The sequence below is a fragment of the Vogesella sp. genome (assembly GCF_046297735.1).
GTDB lineage: Bacteria > Pseudomonadota > Gammaproteobacteria > Burkholderiales > Chromobacteriaceae > Vogesella > Vogesella urethralis.
In genome coordinates, this window is the sequence record NZ_JBKBHK010000010.1 from 1 (window position 1) to 18,347 (window position 18,347).

The 18,347-nt window shown below is 63.6% G+C and carries 18 protein-coding genes; 15 read left to right on the forward strand and 3 right to left on the reverse strand.

Annotated elements, in window-relative coordinates; translation table 11 throughout:
• Positions 1-93: an integrase core domain-containing protein gene (locus ACK4FZ_RS12470; protein ID WP_409821557.1), complete on the forward strand. Its 93-nt coding sequence runs from the start codon at positions 1-3 to the stop codon at positions 91-93.
• A 322-nt stretch (positions 94-415) separates the two neighbouring features.
• Here the strand turns inward: ACK4FZ_RS12470 and ACK4FZ_RS12475 are convergent, their stop codons facing one another.
• Positions 416-1,018 (reverse strand): MarC family protein, encoded by a 603-nt coding sequence (locus ACK4FZ_RS12475; protein WP_409821393.1) that lies wholly within the window; start codon positions 1,016-1,018, stop codon positions 416-418.
• A 217-nt stretch (positions 1,019-1,235) separates the two neighbouring features.
• Positions 1,236-4,274, reverse strand: coding sequence for a THUMP domain-containing protein (locus tag ACK4FZ_RS12480; protein WP_409821395.1), 3,039 nt, complete (start codon positions 4,272-4,274; stop codon positions 1,236-1,238).
• A gap of 115 nt (positions 4,275-4,389) precedes the next feature.
• On the opposite strand from ACK4FZ_RS12480, the gene mutY reads away from it, so the two are divergent.
• From mutY to ACK4FZ_RS12540, 12 genes are all read left to right on the forward strand, one after another.
• Positions 4,390-5,445: an A/G-specific adenine glycosylase gene (mutY, locus tag ACK4FZ_RS12485; RefSeq protein WP_409821397.1), complete on the forward strand. Its 1,056-nt coding sequence runs from the start codon at positions 4,390-4,392 to the stop codon at positions 5,443-5,445.
• Positions 5,446-5,541: 96 nt separating this feature from the next.
• On the forward strand, positions 5,542-7,752 hold the full coding sequence (locus ACK4FZ_RS12490; protein WP_409821399.1) for a RelA/SpoT family protein: 2,211 nt from the start codon (positions 5,542-5,544) through the stop codon (positions 7,750-7,752).
• A gap of 103 nt (positions 7,753-7,855) precedes the next feature.
• A complete protein-coding gene (gene deoC, locus ACK4FZ_RS12495) occupies positions 7,856-8,623 on the forward strand; it encodes a deoxyribose-phosphate aldolase (RefSeq protein WP_409821401.1) in 768 nt (255 codons plus the stop codon).
• A 277-nt stretch (positions 8,624-8,900) separates the two neighbouring features.
• A complete protein-coding gene (locus tag ACK4FZ_RS12500; RefSeq protein WP_409821402.1) occupies positions 8,901-10,121 on the forward strand; it encodes a phosphopentomutase in 1,221 nt (406 codons plus the stop codon).
• A gap of 160 nt (positions 10,122-10,281) precedes the next feature.
• Positions 10,282-10,995, forward strand: a complete 714-nt coding sequence (gene deoD, locus ACK4FZ_RS12505; protein WP_409821404.1) for a purine-nucleoside phosphorylase — start codon at positions 10,282-10,284, stop codon at positions 10,993-10,995.
• A gap of 352 nt (positions 10,996-11,347) precedes the next feature.
• Complete coding sequence (gene rplM / locus ACK4FZ_RS12510) at positions 11,348-11,776, forward strand: 50S ribosomal protein L13 (protein WP_144373253.1); 429 nt, start codon at positions 11,348-11,350, stop codon at positions 11,774-11,776.
• Between the two features lie 16 nt (positions 11,777-11,792).
• Complete coding sequence (rpsI, locus tag ACK4FZ_RS12515) at positions 11,793-12,185, forward strand: 30S ribosomal protein S9 (RefSeq protein WP_017509911.1); 393 nt, start codon at positions 11,793-11,795, stop codon at positions 12,183-12,185.
• A 222-nt stretch (positions 12,186-12,407) separates the two neighbouring features.
• Entirely contained in the window at positions 12,408-13,451 is a 1,044-nt protein-coding gene (argC, locus tag ACK4FZ_RS12520; protein ID WP_409821407.1) for an N-acetyl-gamma-glutamyl-phosphate reductase, read from the forward strand.
• Between the two features lie 96 nt (positions 13,452-13,547).
• On the forward strand, positions 13,548-13,898 hold the full coding sequence (erpA, locus tag ACK4FZ_RS12525; RefSeq protein WP_144373251.1) for an iron-sulfur cluster insertion protein ErpA: 351 nt from the start codon (positions 13,548-13,550) through the stop codon (positions 13,896-13,898).
• Between the two features lie 65 nt (positions 13,899-13,963).
• A complete protein-coding gene (locus tag ACK4FZ_RS12530) occupies positions 13,964-14,821 on the forward strand; it encodes a CheR family methyltransferase (protein ID WP_409821409.1) in 858 nt (285 codons plus the stop codon).
• Positions 14,822-14,954: 133 nt separating this feature from the next.
• Positions 14,955-16,211 (forward strand): D-amino acid dehydrogenase, encoded by a 1,257-nt coding sequence (locus ACK4FZ_RS12535; RefSeq protein ID WP_409821411.1) that lies wholly within the window; start codon positions 14,955-14,957, stop codon positions 16,209-16,211.
• Between the two features lie 73 nt (positions 16,212-16,284).
• Complete coding sequence (locus ACK4FZ_RS12540; RefSeq protein WP_144373248.1) at positions 16,285-16,671, forward strand: group II truncated hemoglobin; 387 nt, start codon at positions 16,285-16,287, stop codon at positions 16,669-16,671.
• A gap of 81 nt (positions 16,672-16,752) precedes the next feature.
• On the opposite strand, the gene folB is transcribed toward ACK4FZ_RS12540, so the two are convergent.
• On the reverse strand, positions 16,753-17,112 hold the full coding sequence (folB, locus tag ACK4FZ_RS12545) for a dihydroneopterin aldolase (RefSeq protein WP_144373247.1): 360 nt from the start codon (positions 17,110-17,112) through the stop codon (positions 16,753-16,755).
• 68 nt (positions 17,113-17,180) lie between these two features.
• Between folB and plsY the strand changes: the two genes are divergently transcribed.
• Entirely contained in the window at positions 17,181-17,813 is a 633-nt protein-coding gene (gene plsY / locus ACK4FZ_RS12550) for a glycerol-3-phosphate 1-O-acyltransferase PlsY (protein WP_144373246.1), read from the forward strand.
• 3 nt (positions 17,814-17,816) lie between these two features.
• Positions 17,817-18,323: a peptide deformylase gene (def, locus tag ACK4FZ_RS12555; protein ID WP_409821413.1), complete on the forward strand. Its 507-nt coding sequence runs from the start codon at positions 17,817-17,819 to the stop codon at positions 18,321-18,323.
• Positions 18,324-18,347: the final 24 nt, after the last annotated feature.

Below are 18,347 nucleotides of genomic sequence, written 5' to 3' on the forward strand. Positions count from 1 at the left end.
ATTGCCGACTGGATCGGGTTCTACAACCACCGGCGCCCGCACCAAGCTTTGGGGATGAAGACGCCGGCGATGGCGTATCAATTAGTAGCCTGATCTGTGCAGAAAGGGCTGGGTCATTACAATTAGATGCCGGTTCCGCCCGGCAGACGGGAAAGGGGGCGGATTGCCGCCCCCTTTTCATTCCCCCGCAACCCGGGGCTGCTCGAAACCCCGTCCAAAATGGCACGCCCCAGGCGCCGCCGAACTCGCCCCTCGCTAACGGCTCGGGACTCAAACAAATCGGCGTCTTAAAACCTGGGGCGCACCATTTTGACCGGCTCGCGCCAACGGGATGGGGCGCTTCACTCACGCTCTCCTACTTGAAGGCCAAGCATATTCGCTTAACTGACTGGCATTGCCCCTCGGGGCGATTTTTTTACGCCAGTTTTTTGATGTAGGCAGCTACGCCGCCAAGCAGCATTTCAATGGAAATGGCGGTCAGTACCAGGCCCATCAGGCGTTCCAGTGCGGTGATGGCTTGTTCGCCCAGCGCGCGGTGGATCTTGCCGGAGAACAGGAAGACCAGCAGTGTTACCAGCATGGTCAGCGTCAGGGCGCCAATCCATTCCAGCATGCGGTCGGGTTCACGGGTGGACATCAGCAGTACGGTAGCCATCGCGGAGGGGCCGGCGATCAGCGGGACGGCAATAGGTACGATGAAGGGCTCGCCCTGCATCTTGTCGCCACCGAATACGCTGCCTTCACCAGGGAAAATCATCTTGATGGCGATCAGGAACAGGATGACGCCGCCGGCTACGCGTAGGCTTTCGTCGGTCAGGTGCATCAGCTCCAGAAAGCCTTTGCCAAAGAACATGAAGGTCAGCAGGACAGTGAAGGCAATGAAGCATTCACGGAACACGACCTTGCGGCGGCGTTCCGGCTTCACCTGTTTCAGCGCGGCGATGAACAGGGGGATGTTTCCCAGCGGATCGGTAATCAGGATCAGCAGGATGGTGGCGGACAGGAAAGAGGTATCCATAAGTTTTACACTACGCGATGTTCGATAAAAAACAACTGCTGTCGCGGCCAACCTTAGTCCGGTCAGTCAGGCTGGCCAAGGTTGGCCGCAGGCAGCAATAAAGGCCTTGCGCGGAGCGTAAGGCCTTTTGTCTATGCGGGTGCCCGGTACAGAGGGCAGTTGGCGGTAGGGCGTGATTATGTCACGCCGCCGCCGTTTGCCAAGACCAGGTGTCGGATTACTGACCGCTTGTGTCGTGTTTGTCCTTGCGGTTGGAACCTTCTACCAGGGTAAAGCCATAAACGCGGCATTCCAGTGCGCCGTTGTACAGCATCGGGCGGGTATCTGCTGCCAGGCGCATCAGGCCCGGCAGGCGGCTATCGGCGGTCATCAGGTGCGCGGTCCAGCCGGCAAACTGGCGCTTCAGCCAGGTGGCCAGCAGGGGGTACAGTTCGGCCAGGCTTTCCTGTTCGTCCAGGCGGACACCGTAAGGCGGGTTACACACGATCAGGCCGCTGGCCGCCGGGGCGGTGAGCGCGGTGGCGTCGCCGGCGCTGAGGGTAACCAGATGGTCGATACCAACGCGTTCCAGGTTGCGGCGGGCGATGTCTACCATCTGCGCTGAGCGGTCGTTACCGAACAGCGGCAGGGTGTCGAGTTGGCGGCTCGCCAGCTCGGCATCGTTCTTGATGCTGTGCCACAGCAGGTCGTTGTGGTCTTTCAGCAGCTCGAAGGCGAAGCGGCGATCGCGGCCTGGGGCGCGGTTCAGCGCGATGTCGGCAGCTTCCACCAGGAAGGTGCCGCTACCGCACATCGGGTCCAGCAGCGGCTGGGTGCCGTTGTAGCCAGCCAGCAGCAGGATGCCGGCCGCCAGGTTTTCACGCAGCGGGGCCTCGCCGGTTTCTTCGCGCCAGCCGCGCTTGAACAGGGCTTCGCCGCTGGTATCCAGATAGATCTGGATATCAAAGCCGGACAGGAATACGCGGATGCGCATGTCCGGGGTGCGGGTATCGACGCTAGGGCGCTCGCCGCCCAGCTCGCGGAAGCGGTCGCAGATGGCGTCTTTTACTACCAGCGACACGTAATCGATGCTCTTCAGGCGGGCATGGCCGTCGGTTTTTACCTTGATGGTGCAGCCAACGTCGAACAGCGCCGGCCAGTCGATGCCACGGGCCAGGTTATAGATGTCGCGTTCGTCGCGGTAGCTACCTATCGCCAGCTGCATCAGCAAGCGGCTGGCGGTGCGCGAGTGCAGGTTCACGCGCATCATCACTTCGCGGTTGCCGGTGAAGGCCACGCCACCGTCGGTGAGCTGCAGCTCGGTGCCGCCTTGCTGGGTAATCTCGTCGGCCAGAATCTTTTCCAGGCCACGCGGGCAACTGGCAAACAGCGCAAACTCGCCGGCTTTCAGGCTGCGCGGTTGCGCTTTCACGAACGGTGTGCGGCCAACCTTGTCCCCGCCGTGTTGACGCGGATGCTCGCCGCGCGCTTCACGCTGCTCGCCGCCGAAGCGCGGTTTGTCGAAGCTGCGTTCTTCACGCTGGAAGCCACCTTCACGACGCTCGCCGCCGAAGCGTGGTTTGTCGAAGCTGCGTTCTTCACGCTGGAAGCCACCTTCACGACGCTCGGCGCCGAAGCGTGGTTTGTCGAAGCTGCGTTCTTCGCGCTGGAAGCCGCCTTCGCGACGCTCGCCACCGAAGCGCGGTTTGTCGAAGCTGCGCTCTTCGCGCTGGAAGCCGCCTTCGCGACGCTCGCCGCCGAAGCGCGGTTTGTCGAAGCTGCGTTCTTCACGCTGGAAGCCGCCCTCGCGACGCTCGCCGCCAAAGCGAGGTTTGTCGAAGCTGCGTTCTTCGCGCTGGAAGCCGCCTTCTTGGCGCTCGGCTTGCGGTGCAGTGGGGGTATCACCAACGCGCTTCAGAAAGCCGGTACGCGGTGCCTGGCTAGAAGCGGGTTGGGCAGGGGTATCCGGCGTCTCCTGGCTTGGCGGTGCCACGTAGTCCGGGTGAGCCTTGCCACCACGACCGGCAACGCGGTCGCGGGTGTAGGTCTTTTGCGGACGTTCGGCTGGCGCAGGGGCCGCAGTATCCGCTGCCGGTGCAAACGATTTGCCACCAAACAGGGTGCGCGGTTTATCCAGGCCATGATCGCCGCGCGGGGCGTGGCCCTCGCTACGCTGCATGTGGTTGTCGCCCTGGCTTTCTCCACGCGGGGCGAAATTGCCATCACGACTCTTGTCGCTACCAAAGCGCGGCTTGTCGAAGCTACGCTCTTCGCGCTGGAAACCGCCTTCACGACGCTCGCCGCGCGGGGCGAAGTTGCCGTCGCGCGGTTTGTCGCTACCGAAGCGCGGCTTGTCGAAGCTGCGCTCTTCGCGCTGGAAACCACCTTCGCGACGCTCGCCACGCGGGGCGAAGTTGCCGTCGCGCGGTTTGTCGCCGCCGAAGCGTGGTTTGTCGAAGCTGCGTTCTTCGCGCTGGAAGCCACCCTCGCGACGCTCGCCACGCGGGGCGAAGTTGCCGTCGCGCGGTTTGTCGCTACCGAAGCGCGGCTTGTCGAAGCTGCGCTCTTCGCGCTGGAAACCACCTTCGCGACGCTCGCCACGCGGGGCGAAGTTGCCATCACGCGGTTTGTCGCCGCCAAAGCGCGGTTTGTCGAAGCTGCGTTCTTCACGCTGGAAGCCACCTTCACGACGCTCGCCACGCGGAGCGAAATTGCCGTCGCGCGGTTTGTCGCCGCCAAAGCGCGGCTTGTCGAAGCTGCGCTCTTCGCGCTGGAAGCCACCTTCACGACGCTCGCCGCGCGGGGCGAAATTGCCGTCACGCGCTTTGTCGCCGCCAAAACGCGGCTTGTCGAAGCTGCGCTCTTCGCGCTGGAAGCCGCCTTCGCGACGCTCGCCACGCGGGGCGAAGTTGCCGTCACGCGGTTTGTCGCCGCCGAAGCGCGGCTTGTCGAAGCTGCGCTCGTCGCGCTGGAAGCCGCCTTCACGACGTTCGCCACGCGGAGCGAAATTGCCATCACGCGGTTTGTCGCCGCCGGAGCGCGGTTTGTCGAAGCTGCGTTCTTCGCGCTGGAAGCCACCTTCGCGACGCTCGCCACGCGGGGCGAAGTTGCCGTCACGCGGTTTGTCGAAGCCGCGGCTGTCATTGCCAAAACGGGAGTTATGGCCGGCCTGGCCAGCTGGCGGTGCGTCATTCCCGGCAGGTGGTGCGTTGCGCTCGGCAAACGAAGTGGGCTGGCGGCGTTGCGCGGCGCGCTGTCGGGAACGGAAAGTGGACATCGTGCGGTAATCCTTTGAAATCAATCCACCATTCTAGCCTATTCGGGCCTGGCCTGCTTGGTGCTCGCTGCGCTTTGGTTTAACATGGCCGGTTCGATTTTGAATGGCATACGCAGTGGCAACGCTCGAAAAGCAGTTTGCGGCGCGCCTGGTGGCATGGCAGCGCCAGTTTGGCCGGCATGGCCTGCCGTGGCAGGTTAGCGACCCGTACAAGGTATGGTTGTCCGAGATCATGCTGCAGCAGACCCAGGTGGCGACGGTGCTGGGCTACTACCCGCGCTTTCTGGCGCGTTTCCCGGACCTGGCCACGTTGGCCGCCGCCCCGGTGGACGACGTGCTGGCGCTGTGGAGCGGCCTCGGCTACTACACCCGTGCCCGCAACCTGCACAAGGCGGCGCAGATGGTGATGCAGGAATTTGGCGGTGCGTTCCCGCAGCAGCGGGCAGACATCGAACGCCTGCCCGGCGTGGGGCGTTCCACCGCAGCGGCGATTGCCGCGTTTGCCTTTGGCCAGCGCGAAACCATTCTGGACGGTAATGTCAAACGCGTGCTGGCGCGCTGCTTCGGCGTGGAGGGCTACCCCGGCGACAAGGCAGTGGAAACCGGCATGTGGCAGCTGGCCGAGCGGCTGACGCCGGCCGCGGCGGCCGATATGCAGGCTTATACCCAAGGCCTGATGGACCTGGGCGCCACCGTCTGTACCCGCAGCAAACCGGCCTGTACTGCATGCCCGATGCTGGACGGCTGTGTGGCGGCCAACAGCGGGCGAACCGCCGAGCTGCCGCAGCGCAAGCCGCGCAAGGCTGTGCCGCAGCGCGAAACCGTGATGTTGCTGGCGCTGTACCAGGGGCAGGTGTTGTTGCAGCGGCGGCCACCTTCCGGTATTTGGGGCGGTTTGCTGAGCCTGCCGGAGTTCGACAGCACGCTGGCGGTAGACGACTGGCTGGCGGCCAACGCCGATGGCGAACTGTTGCCAGCGTGGCCGGAAATGGTGCATGTTTTCACCCATTTCCGCCTCACCATTACCCCGCAGCTGGTGCAGTTGCAAAGCCTGGCGGGTAGCGCCTGTCACGACGACGGCTGGCAATGGCTGCCGCTGGCCGAGGCTGTGGACGCCGGCGTGCCGGCGCCGGTGCGCAAATTGTTGTTGCAGGCCCAAGGCCTGCGCTGATTGACCGTGTCGCCCCGGGCTGCCGCGCAAGGCGCCCGCAAGCGGCACCCGCTTAGCCCAACCCTGACGCGGCCAGGCCGCAAGGTGAATTGAAAGATGGTTTCCGTAGTACGTTCCGTCGCCGATACCCTGGCCGACGCCGCCGATCCGGCGGTATGGCTGGCCCAGCTGTCCGCCGCGCTGACTGACGCCGAGCGCGCCATGCTGCAACGCGCCTTCGACGCCGCCCGCGAGCTGTACGCCGGCAAGAAGCTGCCGCATACCGGCGAGGATGTGTTCAGCCATGCGGTAGCCGCCGCCGCCATCGTGGCCGACCTGAACCTGCTGCCCGACGCCATCGCCGCCACCTTGCTGTTTGCCGTGCCCGACTACCGCGAAGATTGGCAGGAGTGGCTGCCGCAAGCGTTCAACCGCACCGTGCTGACGCTGGTTGAGGGCGGCAACCGCGTGCGCCGCCTCACCGAAGTGGCGCGGCTGGACAAGCTGGCCACCCCGGACGACCGCGCCCGCCAGGCCGAAACCATGCGCAAGATGCTGCTGGCGATGGTGGCCGACATCCGTGTGGTGCTGATCAAGCTGGCGTGGCGCACGCAGACCATGCACTACCTGTCGCAGGTGGCCGACACCGGCCTGCGCCGCCAGATTGCGCAAGAAACGCTGGACCTGTTTGCGCCGCTGGCCAACCGCCTGGGCGTATGGCAGATCAAGTGGGAGCTGGAAGACCTGGGCTTCCGCCACACCGAGCCGGACAACTACAAGAAGATCGCCAAGCTGCTGGACGAGCGCCGGCTGGAGCGCATCGACTATATCGAGCGCGTGCTGGACATCTTGCGCGGCGAGCTGAAGAAAGCCGGCATCAAGGGCGATGTGGCCGGCCGGCCCAAGCACATCTATTCCATCTGGAAGAAGATGAAGAAAAAGAAGCTCGACTTCTCCGAGCTTTACGACATCCGCGCCGTACGCATCCTGGTGGAGCGCCTGCAAGACTGCTACACCGTGCTGGGCCTGATCCACAGTATGTGGCAGCCGATTCCGGGCGAGTTCGACGACTACATCAGCAACCCCAAGGCCAACGATTATCGCAGCCTGCACACCGCCGTCATCGGCCCGGAAGGGCGCGGTGTGGAGGTGCAGATCCGCACCTTCGAAATGCACGAGCACGCCGAATTCGGCGTGGCCGCGCACTGGCGCTACAAGGAAGGCGGCAAGGGCGACGCGCAGTACGAAGAGAAAATCTCCTGGCTGCGCCAGCTGCTGGACTGGCGCGAGGACATGTCAGACTCCGACCGCAGCGACCTGGCCGACGCCTTCAAGACCGAGCTGTTCTCCGACACCATCTACGTGCTGACACCGCAGGGCAGGGTACTGGCCTTGCCGTACGGCGCCACGCCGATCGACTTTGCCTACAGCCTGCATACCGACCTCGGCCACCGTTGCCGCGGTGCCAAGGTGGAAGGCCATATCGTGCCGCTGTCCACCCCGCTGCAAAACGGGCAGCGGGTGGAGATCCTTACCGCGAAAGAGGGCGGCCCGTCGGTCAACTGGCTGCACGAAGGCTGGGTGAAGAGCCACCGCGCCATCGCCAAGATCCGCCAGTACGTGCGCCAGCAAAACGCCGACGTGGTGCGCGAGACCGGCCGCCAGCTGTTCGAGCGCGAGCTGTCCCGCCACCAGCACGTGCAACCCAGCCTGGCGCAGATTGCCGACAAGTTGGGCTTCTCGCGCATGGACGAGCTGTACGCCGCGCTGGGCCACGGCGAGCTGGGCACCCGCGCCATCAGCAACGCCATCGAAAGCTTTGCCCCGCAGCAACCGCTGGAGGTGGCGCCGGAAGACCTGGTACGCCGCAGCCGTGGCGGCCACGATTCCGGCGGTGTGCTGATCGAGGGCGTCGGCAACCTGATGACCATCCTGGCCAAATGCTGCAAGCCGGCGCCGCCGGACAGCGTGGCCGGCTTTGTGACCCGTGGCCGTGGCATCTCCATCCACCGCAGCAACTGCATCACCCTGAAGCGTTTGTCGGCGGAAGCGCCGGAGCGGCTGATCGCCGCCGACTGGGGCGAGCAGAAGAGCAGCGTGTTCCCGATTGATCTGGAAATCCACGCGCTGGATCGCTCCGGCCTGCTGCGCGATATTTCCGACGTGTTCTCGCGCGAAAAACTGAACGTGATCGGCGTCAACACGCTGTCGCGGGCGCAGAAAGCCAAGCTGCGCTTTACCGTGGAGGTGCGCCAGGTGCGCGATATCAGCCGCGTGTTGGCCCACATCATGGAGGTGCGCGGCGTGCACGAAGCGCGTCGCGTCTAAGCGGCGGCGGCCAACGTTGGCCGCGCCGCGTGTTCTCGTCGGCAGCCTGCCTGCTGGCGCCGGGCCCGGGATGGGCCTGCAATCACTGTTATCCGAGTGCATCATGCAAGACCCGACATTGCAGGCGCAGCTGGCGCTGTCGCTGATGGACCTGACTTCGCTCAACGACGGCGACACCGCCGCCAGTATCGAGGCGCTGTGCGCCAACGCGCGTAGCGACGCCGGCCAGGTGGCCGCAGTATGCGTGTACCCGCGTTTTGTGCCGCACGCGCGCCGTGCGCTGGAGCGTGCCGGTGCCGGCAGCGTGCGCATCGCCACCGTCACCAACTTTCCGCATGGCGATGACGACGCGGCGATTGCGCTTGCCGAAACCCGCGCGGCTATCGCTTACGGTGCCGACGAGGTAGACGTGGTGTTTCCGTGGCGTGCGTTGCAGGCCGGCAACGCAGATGTTGGCCGCGAGCTGGTGTCGGCGTGCAAAGCCGCCTGCGGCGACAAACTGCTGAAGGTGATCATTGAAAGCGGCGAGCTGGCCACGCCGGCGCTGATCCGTCAGGCCAGCGACATTGCGCTGGCCGCCGGTGCCGACTTCCTGAAAACCTCCACCGGCAAGGTGGCGGTGAACGCCACGCCGGAGGCGGCGGCCATCATGCTGCAGGCCATCCGCGACAGCGGCCGTCCCTGCGGCTTCAAGGCGGCGGGCGGCGTACGCACGCTGGACGATGCCGTGGTTTACCTGCAGTTAGCCACCGACATCATGGGCGCGGCGTGGCTGACGCCGGCACACTTCCGCTTTGGCGCCTCCGGCTTGCTGGCCAATTTGCAGGCGGTAGTGCAGGGCGGGGTAATCACCCAGCACAGCGGCTACTAAGCGCCGCCAACAAAACCCCTGATCCTGCGTTGCGCCTCCTTGCCGTACTACTTGTACTGTCTTCGTCGGCGCGCCTTGGCTCAGGTGCGTTGCGAGATTTTGTTAGCGGCGCCAAGGGCTATTTGAGCCCTGCAAGGTTGGCCGCAGCAATGCGGCCAACCTTTTTCATTTGAGGCACCCTGGCCCGGCAGGCACTGTCCTTGCCGCCGCCAGCGTGCTAAAAACACAGACAAAGCGCGGGCCATGCCCCGCGTCACCCACACGAAGAGGCAACACCATGACAAACCGACGCGCCATCATTCTGGTACTGGATTCGCTGGGCATCGGCGCCAGTGCCGACGCCGACAAGTTTGGCGATGTAGGCAGCAATACGCTGGGCAGTATCGCCCGTGCCGCCGCCAGCGGCGCGGCCAACGTTGGCCGCAGCGGCCCGCTGCAGCTGCCCAACCTGTCCCGTCTGGGGCTGGGCCACGCCTGTGAGCTGTCGTCCGGCTACTTCCCCGAGGGCATGGACCCGGCTGCGCCGGTAGCGGCTTACGGCTACGCCCGCGAGCTGTCCAGTGGCAAGGACACCCCGTCTGGCCACTGGGAAATCGCCGGCGTGCCGGTGCTGTTCGACTGGGGTTACTTCCACGACAAGCAAAACAGCTTCCCGCAGGCGCTGCTGGACGAACTGGTGGCCAAGGCTGGCCTGCCGGGCTACCTGGGCAACTGCCACGCTAGCGGCACCGAGATCCTCGACCGCCTGGGCGAAGAGCACATGGCCAGCGGCAAGCCCATTTTCTACACCTCGGCCGACTCGGTATTCCAGATCGCCTGCCATGAGGAAAGCTTCGGCCTTGAGCGTCTGTACGAACTGTGTCGCATTGCGCGCGAGGCGCTGGGCCCGTACAACATCGGGCGCGTGATTGCGCGCCCGTTTGTCGGCAGCGGCAAGGGCCAGTTCAGCCGTACCGGCAACCGCAAGGACCTGGCTGTCGAGCCGCCAGCGCCTACCGTGCTGCAGAAGCTGGCCGAAGCCGGCGGCGAGGTGGTGTCGGTGGGCAAGATCGCCGATATCTACGCCCACGTCGGCATTACGCAGAAATACAAGGCCACCGGCCTGGACGAGCTGTGGGATACCACGCTGGCCGCGCTGAAGACCACGCCGGGTAACAGCATCATCTTCACCAATTTTGTCGATTTCGATTCCAGCTACGGCCACCGCCGTGATGTCGCCGGCTACGCCCGCGCGCTGGAACAGTTCGACGCCCGCCTGCCCGAGCTGCTGGCCGCCATGGGCGACGACGATATCGTGATCCTCACCGCCGACCACGGCTGCGACCCCACCTGGCCCGGTAGCGACCACACCCGCGAGCATATTCCGGTGCTGTGCTACGGCAAGCAGGTAAAGCCCGGCAGCCTGGGCGAGCGCGCCACCTTTGCCGATATCGGCCAGAGCGTGGCCAGCTGGCTGGGCCTGCCGGCCATGGATTACGGCACCGCCTTCCTGGGCTGAGCCCGGCAAGCATTTGACTGCGGCCAACATACACGCACCGGAACGGACGTGTTGGCCGCCACACCATCTCCGGCAGCGGGCAGAGCACCGTTCCGGCGTGGCAGGTTCACGCTTATCCGTGTATCGGCCGGCTGCCGCGATCATTATTTGGGAGATTGACATGGCTACACCGCATATTGGCGCCGAACGCGGCGACTTCGCTGACATCGTGCTGATGCCGGGCGACCCGCTGCGCGCCAAACTGATTGCTGACACCTACCTGGAAAACGCCGTACAGGTGACCAGCGTGCGCAATGTGTTCGGCTACACCGGCACCTACAAGGGCAAGCGCCTGTCGGTGATGGCGCACGGTATGGGTATTCCGTCGGCCAGCATCTACACCACCGAGCTGATCAAGGATTTCGGCGTCAAGACCATCATCCGCATCGGTTCCTGCGGCTCGGTCGACGCGGCCCGCCTGGGCCTGCGCGATATCGTCATCGCCATGGGCGCCTGCACCGACAGCAAGGTCAACCGCATGCGCTTCCTGGACCACGATTACGCCGCCATTGCTGATTTCGAGGTGCTGCGCACCGCGGTAGATACCGCCGCCGAGCTGGGCAAGAAGGTACACGTGGGCAATGTGTTCTCCGCCGACCTGTTCTACGGCGTGCAGCCGCAGCTGCTGGATACGCTGAAATCGATGAACGTGAATGCCGTGGAGATGGAAATTGCCGGCATTTACGGCGTGGCCGCGCAGTACGGCGCCCGGGCGCTGGGCATCGTCACCGTGTCGGACGTGATCCCGACCGGCGAGGCGGTCGACGCCGAGGCGCGCCAGACTACCTTCCGCGACATGATGGACATCGCGCTGGAAACCGCGCTGAAGCTGTAAAGCTGCCCTGCTTTTGTGCATTGCATCGGGATTGTAGCGTCAGGCCGACAATTTTTGATGCAATGCACAAAATTGCCTTGCCAAGCACCGATGGCAATTCCATAATCAAACTACATCAGGACGTTGCGTGAAAGTGTGCGTTTTGGTGTTGTCTCCTCCATCCTCCTTCTATAGGTGGAACTTGGCGCAATCAGGCAAGCCCGATTGCGCTCTTTTTTTGCCTTTTGCAGACAGATGAGACAAAAACGGTTTCTCCTTGCCCGACAAGGCCTTGAATCGTGACTTAGGTTTGACAGTAAAGTGTTGCTGTAATAGAATCCGGAACTTTCAAGAATTACGATGGAAGAGTTCCATGAAGACCTTTTCTGCCAAGCCGCATGAGGTAAAGCGCGAGTGGTTCGTGGTCGACGCCGAAGACAAGGTGTTGGGCCGTCTCGCTGCCGAAATCGCTCGTCGTCTGCGCGGCAAGCACAAGCCGGAGTTCACTCCGCACGTTGATACCGGTGACTACATCGTTGTCGTTAACGCCGAAAAACTGCGCGTTACCGGTAACAAAGCACTGGACAAGAAGTACTACCGTCACTCCGGCTACCCGGGCGGTATCTACGAACGCAACTTCACCGAACTGCAAAACCAGTTCCCGGAGCGTGTTCTGGAGAAAGCCGTTAAAGGTATGCTGCCGAAGGGTCCGCTGGGCTACGCCATGATCAAGAAGCTCAAGGTATACGCCGGCACCGAGCACCCGCACGCCGCCCAACAGCCGAAAGTGCTGGACTTCTGATTCGAGGCAAGTATAGATGAACGGTAAATACTACTACGGTACCGGCCGTCGCAAGAGCTCCGTAGCTCGTGTGTTCATGCAAAAAGGCTCCGGCCAGATCATCGTTAACGGCAAACCTGTTGACCAGTATTTCGCTCGCGAAACCGGTCGCATGGTAATCCGTCAACCGCTGCAAATCACCGAACACCTGGAGTCTTTCGACATCATGGTTAACGTGAACGGCGGTGGCGAAACTGGCCAAGCTGGTGCTATCCGTCACGGCATTACTCGTGCCCTGATCGACTTCAGCGCCGAGCTGAAACCGACCCTGTCCCACGCCGGCTTCGTTACCCGCGATGCCCGTGAAGTGGAACGTAAAAAAGTGGGTCTGCGCAAAGCCCGTCGTCGCAAGCAGTTCTCCAAGCGTTAATCTGCTTGTTGCGAGACAAAAAAAGCCACCGTTCGCGGTGGCTTTTTTCTTTTGGTGCGGGTGTTATCTGCCAAGGTTGGCCGCAATGCCGGCTGTCTTGCCTAGCCAGAAAAGCCCTGCTTGGCAGCAGCTGACCCGCGTTGTTTTGCTGGTTGCATTGCGCTGCAGCACTCCTTACCATGTCGCCTTTGCGACATTTTTTTATATCCAGAGGAGCCTGGCATGATCAAGGTGGGCATTGTCGGCGGTACCGGTTACACCGGTGTTGAGCTGTTGCGTTTGTTGGCCAACCATCCGGGTGCTGAAGTGGTGGCGGTAACGTCGCGCAAGGAAGCCGGCATGAAAGTGGCCGAGATGTTCCCCAGCCTGCGTGGCCGCGTTGACGTGGCGTTCAGCACGCCGGACGAGACCGACCTGAAGGCGTGCGACGTGGTGTTCTTTGCCACCCCGCACGGCGTGGCCATGGCCCAGGCACGCGAGCTGCTGGAAGCCGGCGTGAAGGTGATCGACCTGGCGGCCGACTTCCGTCTGAAAGACCCGGCCGTATTCGCCAAGTGGTACGCGATGGAGCACAGCTGCACCGACCTGTTGGCCGAAGCGGTCTACGGCCTGCCCGAAGTCAACCGCGATGCCATCAAGCAAGCGCGTCTGATCGGCATGGCCGGTTGCTACCCGACTTCGGTACAGCTGGGCCTGTTGCCGCTGCTGGAAGGGGGCAAGCAGTACATCGAAACCGATACCCTGATCGCCGACTGCAAGTCCGGCGTGTCCGGCGCCGGCCGCAAGGCCGAAGTAGGCACCCTGTTTGCCGAAGCCGGCGACAACTTCAAGGCGTACGGCGTGAAGGGCCACCGCCACAGCCCGGAAATCGAGCAAGGGCTGTCTGCCATTCACGGTGCACCGGTGAGGCTGACCTTCGTGCCGCACCTGACGCCGATGATCCGTGGCATTCACTCCACCATCTATGCCCGCCTGAAGCCGGAAGGCCGTGATGTGGATTTCCAGCAGCTATTCGAGCAGCGCTTTGCCGGCGAGCCGTTCGTCGATGTGCTGCCGGCTGGCAGCTGCCCGGAAACCCGCTCGGTACGTGGCGCCAACACTGCCCGTATTGCCGTGCATCGCCCGGGTAACGGCGACCTGCTGGTGATTCTGGTGGTAGAAGACAACCTGGTAAAAGGCGCATCCGGCCAGGCGGTACAGGTGATGAACCTGATGTTCGGCCAGCCGGAAAACGCCGGCCTGGACATCGTACCCCTGTTGCCCTAATGGTTGAAAACTCGCCAGCTGGCCCGATATCCTACTAAAATACTAGGATGAAGGGCCGCTAGGCGCGGCCCGTCCTTGCACCGAAAGGCTAGAGAAATGACTGCAGCGACCGAAACCCCGTCCCCGATCAACTTTACCGACAGCGCCTGCGACAAGGTACGCGACCTGGTAGCCGAAGAGGGCAATCCGGATCTGAAACTGCGCGTTTTCGTTACCGGCGGTGGCTGCTCCGGCTTCCAGTACGGTTTTACATTTGACGAAATCGCCAATGAAGACGATACCGCTATTGAGCGCGGTGGCGTAACCTTCCTGGTTGACCCGATGAGCTACCAGTACCTGGTAGGTGCCGAGATCGACTACCAGGAAAGCCTGGAAGGTTCGCAGTTTGTCATTCGCAACCCGAATGCACAAACCACTTGTGGCTGCGGCTCGTCCTTCTCGGTGTAAGTCCGGGCCTGGCCTGTCGTACAAAACCCGGGTTCGCCCGGGTTTTTGTTTGCGGAGATACCGTCATGCATAACAAGATTCCGCCCATCGTATTGCCCAAGGTGGAGTTCAACCGCGAGTTTGCCTTTACGGAACAGGATTTCGAGCGCATCCGTCAGCTGATCTACAAGGAAGCCGGCATTTCGCTGAATCCGACCAAAAAAGACATGGTATACGGCCGCTTGGTGCGCCGTATCCGCGAGCTGAAACTGGCCGGCTTCGGCCCCTATATCGAATACCTGCAAAGCGCCGGTGGCAAGCGCGAGTTCGAGCTGTTCGTCAACGCGCTCACCACCAACCTCACGTTCTTCTTCCGTGAAGAACACCATTTCCACATGCTGGCCGACTTCCTGAAAACGCTGCCGGCCGGGCAGGAAGTGAACATCTGGTGCGCGGCGTCCTCCACCGGTGAAGAGCCGTACTCCATTGCCATGACCGCGCTGGAAGCCAGCGGCGGCCGCGGCAATATCAGCATTCTGGCGACCGACCTCGATACCAGCGTGCTGGAGGTTGGCCGCAAGGGCATTTACAGCGAAGACAAGATCGCCAAGCTGCCAGCCGGCTACGCCAGCCGCTACTTCGACAAGCTGCCGGACGGCACCTACCAGGCCAAGGCGCAGCTGCGCAGCATGATCACCTTCAGCCAGCTGAACCTGGTGCACAACAACTGGCCGATCCGCAAGCAGTTCGACGCGCTATTCTGCCGCAACGTGATGATCTACTTCGACCGCGATACCCAGTTTGCGGTGCTGAAGAAGTTCCATCCGCTGATCAAGCCGCACGGCCTGCTGTTTGTCGGCCACTCGGAAAACTTCTATTTCGCTTCCGAGTACTTCACCCTGCGCGGCAAGACAGTGTACGAGATGGCCAAGCGCAAGCCTTGACGGAGACGTCAGCTTGGCATGCCGCAAGCATCGCTTTACCATGCTTGCCGGCCCGGGCCCCTGCGGGGGCCCTTTTTCTTGTCCGCGCCAGTGGTGGCCTGTGGCGGCGGCATGCATGCACGAAAGGTAAGCGATGAAGGTTGCGGTACTGGGTGCCGGCATTATCGGTATTTCCACCGCCTGGTTCCTGCGCCAGGCCGGGCACGAGGTGGTGGTGGTGGACCGCGCCAGCGGGCCGGCACGCGAAACCAGCTTTGCCAACGGCGGCCAGATTTCGGTCAGCCAGTCCGAGCCGTGGGCGCACCCGTCCACACCGTGGCGCGTGCTGCGCTGGATGCTGCGCGAGGACGCGCCGTTGTGGTTCCGCCCACACCTGGACCCGGCGCAGTGGCGCTGGGCGCTGCGCTTTCTGGCCGAGTGCCTGCCCGGCCGCCACGCGGCCAACCTGCGCCACATGGTGGCGCTGGGGCGTTACAGCCAGCAAACCTTCGCCATGCTGCGCCAGCAGTTGCCGCTGCAGTATGCGCACCGCCAACAAGGCATTCTGGCGTTGTTGTTCCAGCGCCAGGACGTGGAGCACGCGCTGACCGCCTGCAAGCTGCTGGCGGAGGAGGGCGTTACCCGGCGGCTGGTGTCGCCGGACGACGCGGTGGCGCGCGAGCCGGCGTTGGCGGCGATCGCCCCGCAGTTGCTGGCCGCCACCTGGTGCGAAAGCGACGAATCGGGCGACGTGCACCAGTTTACCTGCCAGCTGGCGGCTGCCTGCGCCGACGCCGGCGTCGAATTTGCCTGGCAGACGCGCATCAATGCCTTGCTGCCGCAAGGGCCGCAGCTAGCCGGGGTGTCCATTACCGGGCCGGATGGCCGTTTCGACACGCTGCAGGCCGACGCCTACGTGCTGGCGCTGGGCAGCCATAGCCCGCTGTTGCTGGCGCCGCTGGGGCAGCGCATTGCGGTGTACCCGGCCAAGGGCTACTCCGCCACCTTGCCGGTGCGCAACGCCGCCGCTGCGCCGCAGGTGAGCATTACCGACGAGTCGCACAAGCTGGTGTTTTCGCGGCTGGGCGACACGCTGCGGGTGGCCGGCACCGCCGAGCTGTCGGGCTACAGCAGCCATTTGAACCCGGTGCGCTGCGCCGCGCTGGTGCGCCGTACGCAGCAGCTGTTTCCCGACGCCTGTGATTGGGACGCCGCCCGTTTCTGGACCGGCCTGCGCCCGGCCTCGCCCGGCAATGTGCCGCTGATCGGCCGCTTTGCCTACCGCAACCTGTGGCTCAATACCGGCCACGGCACGCTGGGCTGGACCGAAGGCCCCGGCTCCGGCCGTGCGCTGGCCGAGTTGATCTGCGGTCGCCCGGTGCCGCTGGCCTTCCCGTTCCTGGGCGTGTGATTTGTTGACCTGAGCACGCGGCAGCGCCGGGGGCGCGTGCTACCATGTGCGCCTTGTTTGGCAGGAAACCATCATGCAGGAAATGACCCCATACGAGCTGCTGGGCGGCGCTGGCGTGGTGCGCTGGCTGACCGACCGCTTCTACGACATCATGGACAGCGACCCGTCGGTCAAGGCGCTGCGCGACATGCACCCGGCCGACCTGGCCGGCTCGCGCGAAAAGCTGTACATGTTTCTATCCGGCTGGCTGGGCGGCCCGCCGCTGTTCATGGACAAGTTCGGCCACCCGCGCCTGCGCATGCGCCACATGCCGTTCGCGGTGGACAGCGTAGCGCGCGACCAGTGGATGCAGTGCATGACGCAGGCGGTGAACGAGCTGGTGTGCGAAGACTGGCTGAAGGCCAAGCTGATCGAGGCGTTCTACAACACCGCCGATTTCATGCGTAACCGCGAGGATTAACCCTCGCTCGGTCGGCAGCAAAAAGCCCTGCGGCCAACCTGTAACAGGGTTGGCCGCAGGGCTTTGTCTTTGGCGTGTCGCTTAGTGCGGGCGGTGGCCGCGCTCGATCATCACGCCCACGTGTTTGACGTCCGGCAGGATGTTCAGCTTGGTGACGGCGACGCGCACCCACGGGGCGCCGAATTCGTCGCGCACAATGCTGGCGATGTGCTCGGCCAGCGCTTCGATCAGCAGGAAGTGCTGCTCGGCCAGCGAGGCGCGCACGCGCTCCACCACTTCGCCGTAATGGATGGTGTCGCCGATATTGTCGCTGTGGCAGGGCACTTCGCTGGGAATGCCGTACTCGATATCCAGCAACACCGTCTGGGCGGCGGTACGCTCCCAGTCGTAAACGCCGATGACCGTGTCGGCGCGCACTTCGCGCAAAAAGATAATGTCCATCGTTGCGGGCTTTGGGTTTAGTGCCCGATACCGTAAAATGCCAAGCCTTGCATTCTAGTGGATAAGCCATGACCACAACAGCGTTTGCCTTCATTTTGGGCGCCTATCTGATCGGCTCCCTGTCTTTCGCGGTGATCGTTACCCGGCTGATGGGCATGGCCGACCCGCGTACCTACGGTTCCAAAAACCCCGGTGCCACCAATGTGCTGCGTTCCGGCAAGAAGCTGGCGGCGGCGCTTACCCTGCTGGGCGACGGCGTCAAAGGGTGGATCGCCGTGGTACTGGTGAACCACTTCGGCCCGGCCTACGGCCTGGGCGAGCAGGCGGTGGCGATGTCCGGCCTGGCGGTGCTGGCTGGCCACATGTGGCCGGTGTTTTTCGGCTTCAAGGGCGGCAAGGGCGTGGCCACTGCGGTGGGCGTGCTGGCCGCGTTCAATGGCTGGCTGGCGCTGGCGGCGCTGGCCACCTGGCTGTTCATGGCCTTTGTGGTCAAGATCTCGTCGCTGTCGGCCATCGTGGCCTGTGTGCTGACCCCGGTTTATGCATTCTTTATTGTCGGACCGCAAAGTGTGTACTGGGGCACCAGCATTATCATCGCGATTCTGGTGGTACACCGCCATAAATCGAACCTGATAAACCTGTTGACCGGCCAGGAAGACAAGATTGGCCAAGCCGCGCCGGGAGACAAAAACCAGCCCTGAGCCATGACCATCCGCCCGATACTGCCCCTGAGTGACCCCAGCCTGCGCCGCCAGGCCCAACCGGTAAACGATGTCAGTCAGGTGCAGCCTCTGGTGGATGACCTGCTCGATACGCTGTACGCCACCCGCAACGCGGTGGGCATGGCGGCCAACCAGATTGGCGAAACATTCGCCGTGGCCGTGGTGGATGTCAGCGACCAGCGCAATGCGCCGCTGGTGCTGATCAACCCGCGCATCGTGGCGCAGCGCGGCCGGGTGCGCGGCAAGGAAGGCTGCCTGAGTTTGCCGGGCTACCGCGCCAGCATCGCCCGCGCTGAAGTCATCGAACTGGCTGCACTCGACCGCTGCGGCCAACCTTTTACCCTCACCGCTTACGATTTCCAGGCCGCCGCCATCCAGCACGAGCTGGACCACCTGGCCGGCCGCGTGTTTGTCGACCACCTGCCGCGCTGGCGTCAGCGCTGGGTGTACTGGCGCCACCCGCAATGGCTGCCGCAGCTGGCGTCATGACACCCTGAAACGACAACCCCGCTG

Excerpts from the sequence above, each read along its gene's own strand:
- ACK4FZ_RS12490 (WP_409821399.1), top strand. The coding sequence starts at position 5,542 with ATGGTTTCCGTAGTACGTTCCGTCGCCGATACCCTGGCCGACGCCGCC.
- folB (WP_144373247.1), bottom strand. The coding sequence starts at position 17,112 with ATGGACATTATCTTTTTGCGCGAAGTGCGCGCCGACACGGTCATCGGC.
- ACK4FZ_RS12540 (WP_144373248.1), top strand. The coding sequence starts at position 16,285 with ATGCAGGAAATGACCCCATACGAGCTGCTGGGCGGCGCTGGCGTGGTG.
- ACK4FZ_RS12475 (WP_409821393.1), bottom strand. The coding sequence starts at position 1,018 with ATGGATACCTCTTTCCTGTCCGCCACCATCCTGCTGATCCTGATTACC.
- ACK4FZ_RS12480 (WP_409821395.1), bottom strand. The coding sequence starts at position 4,274 with ATGTCCACTTTCCGTTCCCGACAGCGCGCCGCGCAACGCCGCCAGCCC.
- def (WP_409821413.1), top strand. The coding sequence starts at position 17,817 with ATGACCATCCGCCCGATACTGCCCCTGAGTGACCCCAGCCTGCGCCGC.
- deoD (WP_409821404.1), top strand. The coding sequence starts at position 10,282 with ATGGCTACACCGCATATTGGCGCCGAACGCGGCGACTTCGCTGACATC.
- ACK4FZ_RS12535 (WP_409821411.1), top strand. The coding sequence starts at position 14,955 with ATGAAGGTTGCGGTACTGGGTGCCGGCATTATCGGTATTTCCACCGCC.
- rpsI (WP_017509911.1), top strand. The coding sequence starts at position 11,793 with ATGAACGGTAAATACTACTACGGTACCGGCCGTCGCAAGAGCTCCGTA.
- rplM (WP_144373253.1), top strand. The coding sequence starts at position 11,348 with ATGAAGACCTTTTCTGCCAAGCCGCATGAGGTAAAGCGCGAGTGGTTC.
- ACK4FZ_RS12500 (WP_409821402.1), top strand. The coding sequence starts at position 8,901 with ATGACAAACCGACGCGCCATCATTCTGGTACTGGATTCGCTGGGCATC.
- deoC (WP_409821401.1), top strand. The coding sequence starts at position 7,856 with ATGCAAGACCCGACATTGCAGGCGCAGCTGGCGCTGTCGCTGATGGAC.
- argC (WP_409821407.1), top strand. The coding sequence starts at position 12,408 with ATGATCAAGGTGGGCATTGTCGGCGGTACCGGTTACACCGGTGTTGAG.
- plsY (WP_144373246.1), top strand. The coding sequence starts at position 17,181 with ATGACCACAACAGCGTTTGCCTTCATTTTGGGCGCCTATCTGATCGGC.
- erpA (WP_144373251.1), top strand. The coding sequence starts at position 13,548 with ATGACTGCAGCGACCGAAACCCCGTCCCCGATCAACTTTACCGACAGC.
- ACK4FZ_RS12530 (WP_409821409.1), top strand. The coding sequence starts at position 13,964 with ATGCATAACAAGATTCCGCCCATCGTATTGCCCAAGGTGGAGTTCAAC.